This window comes from Methylobacterium sp. GC_Met_3, assembly GCF_026540775.1.
Lineage (GTDB): Bacteria > Pseudomonadota > Alphaproteobacteria > Rhizobiales > Beijerinckiaceae > Methylobacterium.
On sequence record NZ_JALNUL010000067.1, the window covers coordinates 1 to 15,573 of the forward strand.

General features: G+C 65.8%; 12 protein-coding genes. 5 read left to right on the forward strand and 7 right to left on the reverse strand.

The window, feature by feature from the left end; genetic code table 11:
* Nucleotides 1–407: 407 nt before the first annotated feature.
* The 4 genes from OXS27_RS29250 to OXS27_RS29265 form a co-directional block, all read right to left on the reverse strand.
* A complete protein-coding gene (locus OXS27_RS29250) occupies nt 408–3,506 on the reverse strand; it encodes an efflux RND transporter permease subunit (RefSeq protein WP_267360950.1) in 3,099 nt (1,032 codons plus the stop codon).
* Entirely contained in the window at nt 3,503–4,645 is a 1,143-nt protein-coding gene (locus OXS27_RS29255; RefSeq protein ID WP_267360952.1) for an efflux RND transporter periplasmic adaptor subunit, read from the reverse strand. Before OXS27_RS29255 ends, OXS27_RS29250 begins: the two co-directional genes overlap by 4 nt.
* A gap of 116 nt (nt 4,646–4,761) precedes the next feature.
* Complete coding sequence (locus tag OXS27_RS29260) at nt 4,762–4,974, reverse strand: hypothetical protein (RefSeq protein ID WP_243916819.1); 213 nt, start codon at nt 4,972–4,974, stop codon at nt 4,762–4,764.
* A 10-nt stretch (nt 4,975–4,984) separates the two neighbouring features.
* The gene (locus tag OXS27_RS29265) at nt 4,985–5,749 is read right to left on the reverse strand and encodes a hypothetical protein (RefSeq protein WP_267360955.1); all 765 of its coding nucleotides are present in this window, start codon (nt 5,747–5,749) and stop codon (nt 4,985–4,987) included.
* 146 nt (nt 5,750–5,895) lie between these two features.
* Here OXS27_RS29265 and OXS27_RS29270 point away from each other — a divergent pair, with 146 nt between their 5' ends.
* Nucleotides 5,896–6,744: a MurR/RpiR family transcriptional regulator gene (locus OXS27_RS29270; protein ID WP_267360957.1), complete on the forward strand. Its 849-nt coding sequence runs from the start codon at nt 5,896–5,898 to the stop codon at nt 6,742–6,744.
* 225 nt (nt 6,745–6,969) lie between these two features.
* Here OXS27_RS29270 and OXS27_RS29275 read toward each other — a convergent pair whose 3' ends face one another.
* Nucleotides 6,970–7,848 (reverse strand): NAD(P)H-binding protein, encoded by an 879-nt coding sequence (locus tag OXS27_RS29275; RefSeq protein WP_243916816.1) that lies wholly within the window; start codon nt 7,846–7,848, stop codon nt 6,970–6,972.
* Here OXS27_RS29275 and OXS27_RS29280 point away from each other — a divergent pair.
* Entirely contained in the window at nt 7,835–8,824 is a 990-nt protein-coding gene (locus tag OXS27_RS29280) for a LysR family transcriptional regulator (protein ID WP_267360960.1), read from the forward strand. The two genes, OXS27_RS29275 and OXS27_RS29280, sit on opposite strands and share 14 nt — an antisense overlap.
* A 741-nt stretch (nt 8,825–9,565) precedes the next feature.
* On the opposite strand, the gene OXS27_RS29285 is transcribed toward OXS27_RS29280, so the two are convergent.
* Nucleotides 9,566–10,270 (reverse strand): GntR family transcriptional regulator, encoded by a 705-nt coding sequence (locus tag OXS27_RS29285; protein WP_267360962.1) that lies wholly within the window; start codon nt 10,268–10,270, stop codon nt 9,566–9,568.
* A 249-nt stretch (nt 10,271–10,519) separates the two neighbouring features.
* Here OXS27_RS29285 and OXS27_RS29290 point away from each other — a divergent pair, with 249 nt between their 5' ends.
* From OXS27_RS29290 to OXS27_RS29300, 3 genes are all read left to right on the forward strand, one after another.
* Entirely contained in the window at nt 10,520–10,741 is a 222-nt protein-coding gene (locus OXS27_RS29290; RefSeq protein WP_243927444.1) for a hypothetical protein, read from the forward strand.
* Between the two features lie 109 nt (nt 10,742–10,850).
* A complete protein-coding gene (locus OXS27_RS29295; protein WP_267360965.1) occupies nt 10,851–11,585 on the forward strand; it encodes a cache domain-containing protein in 735 nt (244 codons plus the stop codon).
* Nucleotides 11,586–11,735: 150 nt separating this feature from the next.
* Nucleotides 11,736–13,148 carry a TIGR00366 family protein gene (locus OXS27_RS29300; protein ID WP_267360969.1) on the forward strand — a complete coding sequence of 471 codons (1,413 nt, stop codon included), beginning with the start codon at nt 11,736–11,738 and terminating at the stop codon, nt 13,146–13,148.
* 231 nt (nt 13,149–13,379) lie between these two features.
* Here OXS27_RS29300 and OXS27_RS29305 read toward each other — a convergent pair whose 3' ends face one another.
* Entirely contained in the window at nt 13,380–15,059 is a 1,680-nt protein-coding gene (locus OXS27_RS29305) for a methyl-accepting chemotaxis protein (protein WP_267360967.1), read from the reverse strand.
* Nucleotides 15,060–15,573 lie beyond the last annotated feature (514 nt).

Here is a 15,573-nt window from a genome sequence, read left to right on the forward strand (position 1 = left end):
AGGTGCGGTCCGCGCTGCTCCATCATGTTCTATCGGGCGCTGCTGAGGCGAACGTCCCGCTTGGCAAAAGCTTGTCTTCGGGTTGATCACGATACAACCCCTGTCCGTAAGACGGCGATCCATCAATGGCCGCTTCCGGGATCCGTGTTTCGACCATTGAATGGCCGACTTGGGTCGGAAGCAGGATGGCCGCTTAGGGTGGATTTCTGCCGATTCGCTTCCGGACGATAGTGTAGGTAAGCCGACGTCATCGTCGCGCTGGCTTCTGACGCAACTCAAAAAGACAAAAGGCCTGCTTCTAGGCAGTCTAGTGGCCTCGTGCTGGCATATCTTGGCGGAAGAAGTCGTCCCGCGTCGAGGCTCGGTAGGTGCGGGAGCGGCTTTTTAGTGCAGTGGGCTGTGTTCCTTCACCGGATCGCGGGTAGGCAGACTGGACGTCGCGAGGCGAGCATGGTCCTCATCTTGTCCATGTAGATGTAGACGACCGGCGTGGTGAACAACGTCAGCGCCTGGGACACGAGCAGGCCTCCGACGATGGCGTAGCCGAGCGGCTGGCGGATCTCGGAACCCGTGCCGGTGCCGAGCATCAGCGGCACGCCGCCGAGTAGAGCGCACAGCGTCGTCATCAGGATCGGGCGGAAACGCAGCAGGCAGGCCTCGTGGATCGCCTCCTCGGCGGACTTCCCGCCGGCGCGCTCGTGCAAGATGGCGACGTCGACCAGCATGATGCCGTTCTTCTTGACGATGCCGATGAGCAGGATAATCCCGATGATGCCGATCATGTCGAGGGGCCGCCCGACCAGCATCAGCGTCGCCAGAGCGCCGAGACCCGCCGAGGGTAACGTCGAGAGAATGGTCAGGGGGTGGATCGTGCTCTCGTAGAGCACCCCCAGGATCACGTAGACCGCGAACAGGGCCGCCAGGATCAGCGGCGGCGTCGAGCCGAGCGAGGTCTGGAACGCCTGGGCGTTGCCCTGAAACGCGGTGGCGACGGAAGTCGGCATGTGCAGGTCGGCCGCCGCCTTCTGCACGGCCGCAACGGCGGCCCCGATGGTGGCGCCCGGGGCGAGGTTGAAGCTCAGCGTCACGGACGGGAACTGGCCCTGATGGTTGATCACCGCCGGCATCGTGCCGGTCTCGATCCTGGCGATCTGGCTTAGGGGCACCGCGGTGTTGTCCTGCGACCTGACATAGATCCGCTGCAGGGCATTCGGCCCGAGCTGATAGTGCGGGTCGACCTCCAGGATGACGTAGTAGTAGTTCAGCGGCAAGTAGATGCGCGCGACGTGCCTTTGCCCGAATGCGTCGTACAGAGTGTTGTCGACAGCAGCCGGGTCGATGCCGAGGCGCGAGGCGGCAGTGCGGTCCACCACGACGTTGAGCATGCGCGCCGACGATTGCTGGTCGCTGGCGACCGCGGTCAGCTCGGGCAGCTTCTGCAGCGCGTCGAGCAGCTTCGGACCGTAGAGGTCGAGTTCCGACAGGTCGATGTCGGTCATCGTGAACTGGTACTGCGTCTTCGAGACGACCGCGCCAATGGTGATGTCCTGGGCGGCCTGCATGTAGACCTTCATGCCCTGGACTTGGTGGAGGGCTGTCGAGAGGCGCCGGATAACTTGATCGGCGGTGACGTCCCGCTGTTCGCTCGGCTTCAGGGTGATGAACACCCGGCCGTTGTTCTCGGTTACGGTCGGACCGCCGGGGCCGATGTAGCCGGCCACATCCGCCACGGCCGGATCCTTCATGATGATGCCGAGGATGGCCTGCTGGCACTGCTTCATGCCGGCGGGCGAAACGTCCTGGGCCGCCTCGCTGATGCCGACGATCAGGCCCGTGTCCTGCTGCGGGAAGAAGCCCTTCGGGATCGTCCAGAACAGGTATCCGGTGAGAACGATGGTGCCGAAGAAGGTCAGCAAGGTCAGGAAGCGGTGGCGCAGTGCGACCTTCAGGCCGTCGTCGTAGCGGTCGTTGAGCCAGGTGAAGAAGCTTTCCAGCCGGCCTGAGATGCGCCCGGGCGGCTTAACCGCATGGCCGGGAAGCAGGCGCGCGCACATCATCGGCGTTAGCGTCAGTGAGACGACCACCGAGACGAGGATCGACACCGCCACCGTGACGGCGAACTCGCGGAACATCAGCCCGACGATGCCGCCCATCAGGAACAGGGGGATGAAGACCGCGACGAGGGAGATCGAGATCGACAGGATCGTGAAGCCGATCTCGCCGGCCCCGTCGAGCGCCGCCCGCATCGGCGTGGCGCCCCCCTCGATGTGGCGGACGATGTTCTCGACCATGACGATGGCGTCGTCGACCACGAAGCCGATGGCGATGGTCAGCGCCATCAGCGACAGGTTGTCGAGGCTGTAGCCCAGCACGTACATGACCGCGAAGGTGCCGATGAGGGAGATCGGCACGGAGATCGCCGGGATTACCGTCGCCCAGAGCTTGCGCAGGAACAGCGCGATCACGCCGACCACGAGCGCGATGGTCAGCAACAGGGTGAACTGCACGTCCTTGACGCTGGCCTGGATAGTCTGGGTCCGGTCCGAGGTGATCTTCACGTCGATGCCCGGCGGTAGGGAGGCCTGGAGCTGCGGCAGGGCCTTCTTGATTGCCGCCACCGTCGCGATGACGTTGGCCCCCGGCGCCCGTTGTACGGCGAGTGCCACCGCCGGCTTCTCGCCGACCCAGCCCGCGATGGTGACGTCCTGAGGTGCCTTCACCGCGCGGCCGATGTCCCGGACCCGGATCGGGGCCCCGTCGCGGTAGGCCACGATGGCATCCTCGAAGTCGGCCGCGGTCGTGAGCTGGTCGTTAGTCTGCAGGGCCACGGCCTGCTGGCCGCCGTAGAGCTGCCCTTTGGGCTGCAGCACCGTGAGGTTGGAGAGGGCGGTGCGCACCGTCTCAAAGTCGAGGTTCTCGGCCGCGAGCTGAGCCGGGTTGACCTGAATGCGGATGGCCGGGCTCTGCAGGCCACCGACGCCGACGATGCCGACGCCGGGGATCTGCGAGATCTTCTGGGCCATGAGCGAGGAGGCGTAGTCGCTCACGGTCGTGATCGGGAACACGTCCGACGACATGGCGATCAGCAGGATCGGCACGTCGGCCGGGTTGGTCTTGCGGTAGGTCGGCGGGTTGAGGAGCGCTGCCGGCAACTGGCCCTGCGTGGCGTTAATCGCCGCCTGCACGTCGGAGGCGACCGAGTCGATGGTCCGGTTCCGGTCGAACTGCAGCGAGACTTGGGTGAAGCCGGTGCCGCTGCTCGACGTCATCTGGGTCAGGCCGGGGATCTGGCCGAACTGGCGTTCGAGCTGCGTCGCCACCGAGGAGGCGACCGTCTTCGGGTCGGCGCCGGGCAGTTGCGCGGTGACCTGGATCGTCGGCGAGTCGACGTTCGGAAGCGAGGCGACCGGCAGAAGCGTGTAGCTGATCGCGCCGAGCACCACGACGGCGAGCATCAGCAGGCCGGTGGCGATGGGCCGCCGGATGGAGCCGGAGGAGATGTTCATGGCAGCATCCCCGCCGAGGCCGTCGAGGTGTCCGGGACCTGGTCCGGGGTTGCAGGCGTGATCCGCGTGCCGGGCTTCAGCCGGTATTGGCCCCGGACCACGACCGTCTCGCCGTCTTTCAGGCCCTCAGCGACCAGGGCGACGCCACGGGTGCGCTGCTGGACCTTGACCGGCCGGACCGCGACCGTGTCGTCGGCCCCGACCACATAGACGAACTGACCCTTATCGCTGATCTGCAAGGCGTTGGTTGGGACCGTCAGCGCCTCCTTCTCAACGGAGGTAGTCACCTCGGCATTTACGAAACTGCCGGCCCAGAGTTGGCGCTCGGCGTTCGGGAAGATCGCCTTGAGCTGCACCGTCCCGGATTTGGGGTCGGCCTGGTTGTTGATGAGCAGCAACGTGCCGGTGTCGAGCTTTCTGTCGCCGGACTGGTCATAGGCGATCGCGGCGATTGGGCCATGCGTCAGGGCGGCCTGCACGGCCGCGATGTCCCTGGTCGGCAGAGTGAAGAGCACGCTGATCGGCTGGACTTGGGTCAGGACGACGATGCCGCCCGGGTCCGTGGGATTGACGATGTTGCCGATGTCAATCCGGCGGATGCCGGTCACGCCGTCGAAGGGGGCTCGCAAGGTCGCAAAATCGAGCTCGGTCTGCGCGTAGTCGATGGCAGCCTGGTCGCCCTTCAAGGCGCTCTCGGACTGCGCGATCTGCGCGCGTTCGCTCACCACCTGCTGGTCCGTCGCGAAGCCCTTTTGCAGGAGGGGTTCATTGCGGGCGAGGTTGGTCTTCTGATTGGCGAGCAGCGCCTGATCCTTGGCGAGCTGAGCCTGCGCCTCCTCCAGGCGGGCCTGGTAGATGCGCGGGTCGATCCGAGCGAGTACGTCGCCGCGCTTGACGAACTGGCCTTCCTTGTAGTCAGCGCTCTGCAGGTATCCCGTAACCTGGCTGCGGATGGTGGCGACGTTCAGAGCGTTGACCGTCCCGACCCCCGTCAGGGTGATGGGAACGTCCTGCTTGCGGACTTGGACTGTCACGGCGGGGACCGGAGCCGGGGCGGCGGCGCTCGCGGTGGACGGCGGCGGAGGCGATGCTCGGTAGAGCGCGGCGACTCCCCCGGCGACGCACAGGACCAGGGCCATCATCACGAGCTTGCGGCGGCCGGACCGGCGCGGGCCGACCTGGGTCGATTGCAGAAGCTCCGTCGCGCCACGGGTCGTATCCCTTGGCCGGCCGGTTTTAGCGGATCGTTCAAGGCTCATCGGGGTGCCCCCGCGCGCCGGAGGGTGCTTTCGAGGAGGATCGCACCGGGTCCGGCGAAGAGCAGGATGGCGCCCCACGGGCTCGGCGGCAGGACGAGGGATGAAAGCAGCCACGCCAGGATGATCCAGCCGACGATGGCGGCGGCGAACCCGACGTCGTCGACAAACAGGCCGACGAGTTCGCGAAGGATGGTCTTGAGGGTATCCATGGCAAGCGTCTCAGCGAAGGATCAGGGTGGGACCGGCCGACGCGCGGCGCCGGCACAGCGGGACTGCGAGCGCGCCGACGAGCAGGTATCCGATGGTCAGACCGAGGATCGACCAATCGCCACCGGGCCAAGCCAACAGAAGACCTTCGCCGACCCAGAACGTCCCAAAGGCGGCGAGCAGCACCCCGACTGAGAACTTGAGCGTGTTCTCGGGCACCATGGACAGGGGCTGGTGCAGGACGAGCCCGAGCGCGACCACCGCGAGGAGCGCGGCCGCGGCACCGATTGCGACGGGTACAAGCAGGCCGACCCCACCCGTACCCACCGCGACGACGATGAACACGACTTCCAGGCCTTCGAGCATGGTGATCTTGAAAGCGGTGGCGATTGCGACCGCATCCCAGGAACCGGAGGGCGGTCCGGCCGTGCGCAGGCTGCCCGTCTCTCTGGCGTAGGCGGCGGCCTCGTCGTGGAGCGGGATGACGCCGGCCGCCCGCAGCACCGCCTTCCTGAGCCAGCGGAGCCCGAACAGCAGCAGGAGGCCGCCAACGACGAGTTGCACGTCCTCCAGCGGGATGCGGGTCAGAAGGGGGCCGAAGAGCAGGACGACCGCCAGAAGGACGACGAGGGCCGCTGCGGTGCCGGTCAGCGCACTTCGCCAGCCGCGCACCGCACCGACAGCCAGCACCACTGTCAGCGCCTCGACGAACTCGACGGCGGAGGCGAGGAAGGCCGCGAGGGCTGTCGGCCACGCATGCATCCAGTCGATTGTCATTCCGAACGCCTCAATCGATAGGCCACGGACGAGCGGATCGCTCGGCTACAGAATTGTAGCTTGAGCTACCGGAGTCAAGTTTCCTGATTGTAACGCTACATTGGTCGTGGCAGTCTGGGCTCCAACGGAGCGAGGAGGCGACGGTCATGGAAGAGGAATTCGGCGCTCTGGTCAGGCGCCTGACCCCGTCGCTTTCTCCGGCCCTGGCCCGCGTTGCGAGCTACCTCGACCAGAACCGCGCGGTCGCCGTGGCAAGTTCTGCTGCTCAGATCGCGGCACAGCTCGGAACCTCGGACGCGACGGTCATCCGGACCGTTCAGGCGCTCGGGTTCGATGGGCTACCGGATCTCAGGCAGGCGCTGGCGGCCGGTCTCGACGACCGGAGGACGCCCGCGGCCGACATGGGTCGCACCCTCGCCGAGGTTGGGGACGACGTGGGTCAGGCCATCGACGCGGTCCTGGACGCCCATCGCGAGGGGATGCAGGCGCTGCGGACGGAAGCCGGGCGAGCCGCCATCCTCGCCGCGATCACGGCCCTGCACCCGGCCACACGCATCGGGGTGTTCGGGATCGGTCCCTCCGCGCACCTCGCCCGGTATCTTGCTTTCCAGCTCACACGTTCGGGACGGCGCAGCTTCCTCCTCGACGCCACCGGGTGGGCCATGGCCGATCAACTTCTCGGCCTGCAAGCCGGCGACGCGGTCCTGCTGCTCGCCTACGGCCAGCCCTATCGCGAAGTTCAGGCCGTGATGGCCGAGGCTCGCCGCCTTGGCCTACGGGTCGTCTTGGTGACCGATACGCAGGACAGCGCCATCGCCCGACAGGCCACGGTGGTATTGCTGGCTCGGCGCGGTCGTGCCAACCAGGTCGCGCTGCACGCCACCACGTTGATCGCCCTGGAAGCGGTGATCCTCGGCCTCACCGCCGCCGACCGCGACAACGCCCTCCAGCAACTCGCCAACCTCGACCGGTTGAGGAAGCTTGTCGGTCCCTGAACGCCGTCACCGTCCCCGGTCTCGAACAGGCCGTTGAGCAGTCCCACAGACCTAGCCGCTGCCAGATCCGTTCCATAGTAGCGGCACAACATACGTCCGCTTTCGGGAGCTGCACGACTGCGCGTGAGCGACTGGGTTGGGTCGAAGGCGGAACGTCAGCTTCAGGGTTAGAGGTCAGGGTCCGCTTCCCACCCAACTCGGAAGCTCAGAATGTCTGCTCACGGGTCAGGCGGCTTCTGGCTGCTTCAGAGTCTGCTCCGCCCACGCCCGGAAGCTGGTCGATCCCGTAATCCCACCTCTTTGCGCTGCTACATTGTCCATGCCTTCGTTCTTGGCGCGCATCATCGCGATATAACCACTGGCGAACTCGGCCGGCATTCCGCTGTTGACCAGCTGCGCCTGGAAGGCATCGAACGGCACTTGCTGGTAGCGGACCTCCCGGCCAAGCAAGTCCGAGAAGATGGCAGCGATGTCGTTAAACGACAGGTCGTCGGGACCGAGTACCGGCACATCCTCCTTGCCGGTCCAGCTCCGGTCGGTCAGCAGGCGCGCGGCTGCGTCCGCCATATCGCGTGTGGCTGTATGAGGTAGCTTCTTGTCAGCATCGATGGGACCGAAGAACTGGCCCACGCGGATCGCATCGAGCTGCATCAAGTTATTTTCCATGAAGCTGGGCATGGCGATGCCGCGAACAGCGGCGTTCGTTGCACGAAATAGATCGACCATTCGAGCCGAGGCAGTCGCCAGGCCGGCCTGGTCCTCCCACTGCGTGCCACGCGCAATCCCCGTCACTACGACGACATGCGGCGTCCCGTGGCGAGCGACCGCGTCCGCCGCCGGGCGGGTGAAGCCCGAATAGGTTTCCTCCATCGTCAGCCGGGGTGCAGGCGGCACGCACCAGAAGAGCGCGTCCGCACCATCGAGTGCCCGGTCGATGGTCCCGGCATCTCCATGCGAGCCTTCGATCACCTCGACGCGTCCACGGACGTCTGCCGGAAGTTTCGCGGGGTCGCGAACGATGACGCGGACTGCCTGACCGTCCTCGACAAGAGCGCTGACAAGTTTGCTGCCGATGTGGCCGGTGGGCGTGGTGACGACGATCATGGGGGTCTCCGATAGGTTTGCTGCCGATGACGACGCCCATGTCAGGTGTCCCAGCCATGGTGCCAAGACGATTGGATTGGGACGGCCGTCCCGATTATGGTCCACCCCGATGGACCTCGACGCGCTTGCCCTTTTCCATTCGGTCGCAACTCACGGCGGCTTCGGACGCGCCGCCCGTGCGATGCGGCGCTCGAAAACCACCTTGTCGCGCCGCGTCGCCGACCTGGAGGTGGAACTCGGCACCCGGCTTTTCGAGCGCGGCGGTGCGACACTTCGGTTGACGCAGGAAGGCCGCGAGCTGCTGGCCAGCACCCAGGAACCCCTGGACGAGCTGGCTGCCGCGGAGCGGACCTTTCGTGGCGGCGGCGTGGAGCCGAGGGGCAAGCTTCGTGTCAGCGTACCGTTGATGTTCGGCGCGCAAGTCATGGGCCCGTTCGCGGCGCGGTTCGTGGCACGCTATCCGCTGGTCGGGCTGGAGGTGATCACGGACGACCGTTATGTCGATGTCGTCGAGGAAGGCTTCGACATCGCCATTCGCGCGAGACCGAAGCCGGAAGAGGAGCTTGTCGGGCGCCCTGTCCTAAAGGATCGTCTCGTCGTGGTCGCGCCGCCCGACTGGACGCGGCCGGGGCCCGACGCCGACGGCAAGCCGCCAACGGTGCCCGCAGTCGTACGCGCAATCGGCGAGGAGGCGCGCCAGTGGGTTCTGGACGATGATGGCCAGCGGATCGTGATCGATCCAAAACCCGTCCTCCGGCTTTCGACCCTCATCATCCGCGACGCCGTGCGCGCCGGTGCAGGCGCCGCCCTCTTCCCGAGCTTTTTTGTGCGCGACGATATCGAGGCAGGCCGCTTGGCAGTCTGGGGCACGATCGTCGGCGAGCCGCTGGAGTTTTGGGCGCTTCATGCATCGTCTCGTCTTGCCAGCAGAAGGGTGCGCGCCTTCATCGACATGTTCACGCAGACATTCGAGTGAGGGTCACGACTCCCTGACAGCGGAGCCTTCACAGTGTTGGCCAATTGAATTCTAAGGCGGCCAAATACGGGCGAATGGCTAGCACGGGCGCAAAGCTGACACGCGACCGATCTGTGACCGGTACATGCTGCTCCCGGCGCCTGCGACGTGGGGAGCAGCGCCGGCCCTCTCGAATTCAGGGCTACGAAGTGGGCTCGGGCTTACGAGCGTAAGCTACGGAGATCCGCAGCCGCTCCTGCGAGCAAATGCCGAAATGCCGTTCGCGGATGCGGAGCTTACCGCGGGCAAGATGTTGCTGTTCAAGGCATTGTTCGCCCGATGAAAGCAGTGTGGCGGCACCCGGAAGGGCGTCGCCACACGTTACTCTAAGTTGATTATGCGCGGAACTTTGGGTGCCGAATTCGGAAATTCGGGTCGGCTATCAGCACGCGCATGGTTGGTAGGTACATCGCAGCAGGGCGATGATGTTGATGATCTTGATCGCTGGGTTCACGTCGTGATTCGCATCACCGGGGAAAGGTAGTTGCCTCGGTTCAAAGAACACCACGTTGATCAACGCAGCGTTCAAGACAGCGGGAAACGTCCGCATTTCTGCAGCCTGGGCTCCGAAGCGGACCAGCCGCTTACGGCCAGTTCCGGCCTCATTGGCTGGTGCCTCTGAACGGCTGGGTTGGGTGGATATCTGTCAGTCCGCTTCGAGGCGACGTCTGCCGCAAAAGTTGACAGGCCGGGGCTATCGATTCAGGTCAATGCCCACCGGCGCTTCTGTTTGTGGACGCGGTCGAGCGCCGCAACGAACAGCGGCTCCCATTCGAGGATGTGCCGCGTCATCAGCTCGCCGGCCTCCTGCATTGAGCCCTTGTTCTTGGCAAGCTCGATCATCGCGTAGTGCTCCTCGACCGAGGCGGCTTGTCGTGCCGAGCCGTTCTCCGAGCGGATGCCGTAGAGCCGCATCGTGTCGCGCAGCTTCAGGGCAATCCGGGTCAGAACCGGGTTGCCGGCGGCATCGAGCAGCGCCTCGTGGAAGGCCCTGTCGGCGGCCATGTAGACGGGCACGTCACCTTTTCTGACCGCAGCGGCGATCTCGTCGGCGATAGCGGTTAGGGGTGCAGGATCGGGAAGGCCGATCTGTACGAGCTGCTCGATAGCCATGGTCTCCAGCCGCACGCGCACTTGGAAAGTGTTGCGCAGGTCCTCGACTGTGGGCGTCACCACGACGAAACCGCGGTTCCGCCGGACCTCTAGCAAGCCGTCGGCTGCCAGCTGAAGCAGGGCCTCCCGAACGGGCGAGGACGAGATGCCGAGGTGTTGAGCGAGCGCCGGACCTGACAAGATCGTACCCGGTGGGATCTCACCGGAGATGATGTCGATCTGCAGCTTGCGGCGGACCTGCTCGCCGAGGCTGACCTCCTGAATGACGATGATGTCGTCGACGCTGGCGTCCATAGTCGGGGTCCTTCGCCGCGGTACTCTCACGCCGTCCGTATAGTCCCACGCGTGCAGGCTTGCAAAGGCACGTAGCCCATAGTACGCAGACGTAGTGCATTACTCAGATGCACCATCGAGATGCCCTTAGGAGTCTCGCTGCTGGCAGGTGAGGAGGCCGTCATGTCGGTTCAAGCCCGTGCCCCTCTCGGATCCAGCGACGTCGCCGGAGCCAGCGGCTCCTTTCCTCGCGTACAGCGGAGCCCAGCGATGACCCCGACCCTTGCCACCGCGGCTCAGGCGCTGCTGTTCACGAGTGGCCTCCGTTTGATCCATGCCAACCGGGACCGGTCCGAGGCCGTCGGCGCCGTATTGGCGATCATCCTGATCATGGCGCTGGGCCTCGCCGCCCTTGCCGTGCTGCCTCCGAACGCCGTGTCCAACGACGCGATCCGCGCGGCTGATCCTGCATTCGAGCTGTTCGGCCCTTGACGAACGTCCCGCCGCCACGCGGACGGCGGGCCTGATCTCGGTGTGCTGCGACCCTGAGTGACCCTCGTCCCGGCCGATCGGACCGGGCGATCCCGATGAGGAGGTGATGATGGCGGTGCGGTTCACGTTCACAATTCTGCTCACTGCCCTCGGCCTCTCGATGGCCGGCGCCCTCAAGGCCGATCCCGCCCTGGCTTGCGACGGCTTCAACGAGGCGCCGATCAGTTGCGACGACGCGGCACCGGACAGGTTCGCTCAGTGGATGCTCAAGCGCGCCGCCACCGCGGTCGGGGTCGACGAGCCCAAGGCTCTGGGTGAGTTTAGCCGCGGCGAAGGCGGTTTCCGCACCGCCGACAGCTACGTCTTCTGTGTCGGACCGGACGGCGTGATGAGCGCCCATCCCAACCCGATCCTGCGTGGCCACGACGTGCGTGACCTGCACGACAAGACCGGCCACTACTTCATCAGGGACATGCTGGAGCAGGCCGAGCCCAGCCAAGTTTCGGTGATCCGCTACCTGTTCCCCAAGCCCGGCAGCACGGTCGAGGAGCCGAAGACGACCTATTACACACGCGTCGCCGATCAGGTTTGCGCGGTCGGCGTGTACGATGCCGACGCCACGCAGCCAGCCAGCGCCAGCACGCCCGAGGCGCGAGTGGCCGACCTGCGGCGCAAGCTCGACGGCGAGATCCCCGCCGCCGCGCGGCCGGACTGGACCGCCTTCCTAGAGGCGCTGACCGTGCGCGACGACGCGCGCACGGCTTCCCTGGCCAAGGTGCGCGACGGGCTGCGAGCGGTGGAGAACGCACTACCCGCGCCCGACAAGCGCGCCGCGGCGGACTGAGCCGCCCCACGACGGTTTGGACGAACGGACGATCCGTGCAGATCGTTGGTGGCCGGTCGGCGACCCCATTCGAGGCACCCGACCGCTGGAGCACCGGCCGTGAGCGACAGAGGTCCCGCAACGGGCCACGATGCGCACTTGGCGCCCCCGATGCGAGAGGGTCGCCTCGCGCGCCTGTCCCAGGCGCTAGTGGCTTGGGCCGAGCGCTGGTTCCCCGACAGCTATGTCTTCGTCCTGATCGCGACCAGCCTCGTCGCCATGGCCGTGCTGGCCCACGGCAGCACACCGCGCGCCGTCAGTAGGGCGTTCTGCGACGGCTTCTGGAGCCTGATCCCCTTCACCCTGCAGATGACCATGGTGGCGATCGGCGGCTACGTCGTGGCGGTCTCGCCGCCGGTCGCCGTCGCGCTGCGGCGGGTGGCCGGTCTGCCCCGGACCGGACGCGGCGCCGTCGTGTTCGTTGCGCTCACCAGCATCCTGCTCTCGCTCGTCAACTGGGGCGTGAGCCTGATCTTCTCCGGCCTGCTCGTGCGCGCGATCGCAGCACGCACGGACCTGCGCCTCGATTATCGCGCAGCGGGCGCGGCGGCCTATCTCGGCCTGGGCTTTGGCTTCACCCTGGGGATCAGCTCGGGGCCGGCGCAGCTTCAGGCCAACGCCACCAGTATCCCGGTCTCGCTGTTGCCGATCACCGGGGTGATCGGGTTCGAGCAGACGATCCTGACTTGGCAGAACCTCGTGATCGTGTCGGTCGGCACGCTCCTGTCGGTGACGGTGTCCTACCTCACCGCGCCCTCCGACGCGCAGGCACGTACAGCGGCCGATCTCGGCGTCGACTTAGCCCCGGCGACGCCGCCGCCAACGCCGGTCGGGCCGCGCCGTCCCGGGGACTGGGCGGCACACAGCCCGGTTCTCACGCTTGCGCTCCTCGCCTTGTCGGCGGGTTGGCTCAGCGACGTCTTCGCCGGCGGCAATCCGCTCGTGACGCTGTCGGGCCTCAACACCTACAACTTCATGTTCCTGCTGCTGGGCGCACTGCTGCACTGGCGCCCGCAAGCGCTGGTGGCGAGCTTCGCGCAGGCGGTGCCGAGCGTGTCCGGGGTGCTGTTACAGTTCCCGTTCTACGGCGGTATCGCGTTCATGCTGACCAAGGCGCTAGCGGACGGCGCGAGCCTGTCGGACGCGATCGCCCGCGGCTTCGTTGGGCTGGCCGCAGGGCCTGGCACTTTTTCTGCGTTAGTGGCGGTGTACTCGGCGGTGCTGGGCTTCCTGCTGCCCTCGGCGGGCGGGAAGTGGGTGATCGAGGCGCCCTACGTGATGGGTGCGGCCAACGCGCTGGAGGCGCATCTCGGCTGGACGTTGATGGTCTACAACATCGCCGAGACGCTGCCGAACTTCATCAACCCGTTCTGGATGCTGCCGCTCCTGGGCGTGCTCGGCCTGCGACCGCGCGACCTGATCGGGTACACCGCGGTGCAGTTCTTGGCGCACGCCCTGGTGCTGCCGGCGCTGGCCGCCCTGTTGATGATGACCTTCAGCTACCACCCACCCGTTGTACCCTGATCTGATAAGTTTACTCGCGGCGAGCAGACATCGTGGCGAAGTTCCCCTCCTTTCGTGTCCGCTTCTGGGTAGTAGATGGATTGACCAAGACGACTGCTTAGTGTCGGGAGCCGAGTGGCAGGACAGGGTGGAAATTGGCCCGTCCGCTTCCATGCTCAGTCGATAGGGAAGCGGACGTTCGAGTTGCGACCGAACTCTACCGCGTGCGCACTGCAGGCCTGCGAACTCAGGTCAGGCGGCGCGAACAGTGGCCAGGAAGCGTGCGACCTCCGCCGTGAGATGCTCAGACTGACGCGACAGTTCGGATGCCGCCCCGAGCACCTGGCTCGCAGCGGCCCCGGTCTCCTCGGCAGCACACGCTACACCGGTGATGTTCCCCGTGACCTCGCCCGTGCCTACGGCCGCCTGGGCGACATTTCCGACGATCTCCTGGGTGGCTGCACCTTGCACCTCCACCGCCGCGGCGATGGAGGTGGCGACCGCGCTGATTTCGCGGATGCGGCCTGTGATCCCACCGATCGAGGCGACGGCCTGCCCGGTCGATGCCTGGATCTGCAGGATCTGCCCGGAGATCTCGCTCGTCGCCTTGGCGGTCTGCTCGGCCAACGCCTTCACCTCCGAGGCGACGACGGCAAACCCCTTGCCAGCCGCGCCCGCGCGAGCGGCTTCGATAGTGGCGTTGAGGGCCAGCAAGTTCGTCTGACCGGCGATGGTCGAGATAAGGCCTACGACGTCGCCGATCCGGGAAACGGCAGCGCTCAGTGCCTGCACCAGCGTGCCGGCCTGATCCGCCTCAGCGACGGCTTGCCGGGCGAGATCTGCGGAGCCGTCGACCTGACGGCCAATCTCCTGCACTGACGAGCCGAGCTCCTCGGCTGCCGCGGCGACGGTGTTGACGTTAGAGGCCGCCTCCTCGGCCGCGGCCGCCACCGCGGAGGATTGAGCGGCGGTCTCGGCGGCGGTGCCGCTCATTGCTCCGGCGGTAGCCTGCAATTCAGTGGCCGCGGACGACACCATACCGATGACACTACCGACTGCGGTCTCGAACCCGTCGGCCATGTCCCGCATCGCGCGCTTGCGCTGCTCCTCGGCGGAGGCCCGGGCCAGGGCGGTCTCTTCTTCGAGCTTGCGGGTTCGGACGAGGTTGTCCTTGAACACTTGCACGGCGGCGGCCATCTCGCCGATCTCACTGCGCTCGCCGGCATTCGGCACCGCAAGGTCAGCGGCGCCATCGGCCACCTGCTTCATGACACGCGACATGCGGCGGACGGGGACCGAGATCGTGAAGACGGACATCCAGCCGATCGCCAGCGTGATGACGACGACGAAGACAAGCACCACCACGATGCCGACGCGGGCGCTCTCGGCTAGCGCTTTGGCATTGGCGGCGTTCTGCCTGCCGTACATGTCGTTGAAGGCGATATCGGCTTTCAACGCCGCGCGGGCCGCGTTCAGGTTTGGTAGCATGCCGTCCAAGAGATGGTCCGTTGCCGCCTTCGTCTCGCCGGCATGCATCCGGCGCAGAAACTCCTCTCCCATTTGCGAATAAGCAGGCACCGCGGTGGTCACGGCCTTCCAGAGAGCCTCTTCACCGTCGCTGAGGTAAGGGACGTACTCCTTCAGGTCCGTCTCGATCTCAGCCATGCTGGCGCGCAGGCGCGGCAGGGATTCAGGCCGGCGCTCCTCAGTGGAGACGAGGTAGGCGAGTTGTCGGCTGCGAAGGGCCTCGAAATTCGTGGCTAAGCGGCTGAGGATCCGGGTGGACGGCAGGGTATTGCCACCAAGGTCGTCGATGGACCCGGTGATAGCGTTTAGGCGGTCGAAGCAGAAACAGCCCAGGCCGACGGAGAGGGCGAGCAACACCAGAAGCGACGCGATCAGGCGTACCCGTACGGAGACGTTGAAGTTCATTTCAGCGGGTTCCAGGCCAAACAATCAGACTTGAAAGTGATCCGCTATGCTTAATTCAATGTTAATATTCCCGCGAACTGTGCGACCGGCGATCTGCTGCTTTGTCGCCAGACCGTATGAATTATAGTGATTGTTAGTCCTGGGAAGATCGTTAGAGGCTGTACAGGTTGTGGCGGGATAATTTTATATCTCTGTCCGCTGTGGAGGAAGGGGGCAATTGCTTCTACCGACCAGATAGGGTCGTTACGCGACCGTCCGTTTCTGCAGCGGACCTTCTCCGAAGCGGACTGGCAGCTTTCGGCCAGATCCGGTCGGCCAGTTTGCGCTTGCGGCGGTCATGGAAACACGCTGGGCAGACCGCTGTAAACAGACATGGCGGCGCCCAGCAGACCTCAGAGTTTGCGAGCGTATTCCTGGTGCGGGTCGATGTCGGGATTTTAAGGCAACCCACCATTATGACTGGCCGGCGCTCCTTACCAGTCGGCGCTTTTGCCCATCATGCCCGTTGGCAAAC

Coding starts and splice junctions, on each gene's coding strand:
- OXS27_RS29255 (WP_267360952.1), bottom strand. CDS start 4,645: ATGGCCCTGGTCCTGTGCGTCGCCGGGGGAGTCGCCGCGCTCTACCGA.
- OXS27_RS29295 (WP_267360965.1), top strand. CDS start 10,851: ATGGCGGTGCGGTTCACGTTCACAATTCTGCTCACTGCCCTCGGCCTC.
- OXS27_RS29275 (WP_243916816.1), bottom strand. CDS start 7,848: ATGATCGTCGTCACCACGCCCACCGGCCACATCGGCAGCAAACTTGTC.
- OXS27_RS29270 (WP_267360957.1), top strand. CDS start 5,896: ATGGAAGAGGAATTCGGCGCTCTGGTCAGGCGCCTGACCCCGTCGCTT.
- OXS27_RS29305 (WP_267360967.1), bottom strand. CDS start 15,059: ATGAACTTCAACGTCTCCGTACGGGTACGCCTGATCGCGTCGCTTCTG.
- OXS27_RS29250 (WP_267360950.1), bottom strand. CDS start 3,506: ATGAACATCTCCTCCGGCTCCATCCGGCGGCCCATCGCCACCGGCCTG.
- OXS27_RS29300 (WP_267360969.1), top strand. CDS start 11,736: ATGCGAGAGGGTCGCCTCGCGCGCCTGTCCCAGGCGCTAGTGGCTTGG.
- OXS27_RS29285 (WP_267360962.1), bottom strand. CDS start 10,270: ATGGACGCCAGCGTCGACGACATCATCGTCATTCAGGAGGTCAGCCTC.
- OXS27_RS29290 (WP_243927444.1), top strand. CDS start 10,520: ATGACCCCGACCCTTGCCACCGCGGCTCAGGCGCTGCTGTTCACGAGT.
- OXS27_RS29265 (WP_267360955.1), bottom strand. CDS start 5,749: ATGACAATCGACTGGATGCATGCGTGGCCGACAGCCCTCGCGGCCTTC.
- OXS27_RS29260 (WP_243916819.1), bottom strand. CDS start 4,974: ATGGATACCCTCAAGACCATCCTTCGCGAACTCGTCGGCCTGTTTGTC.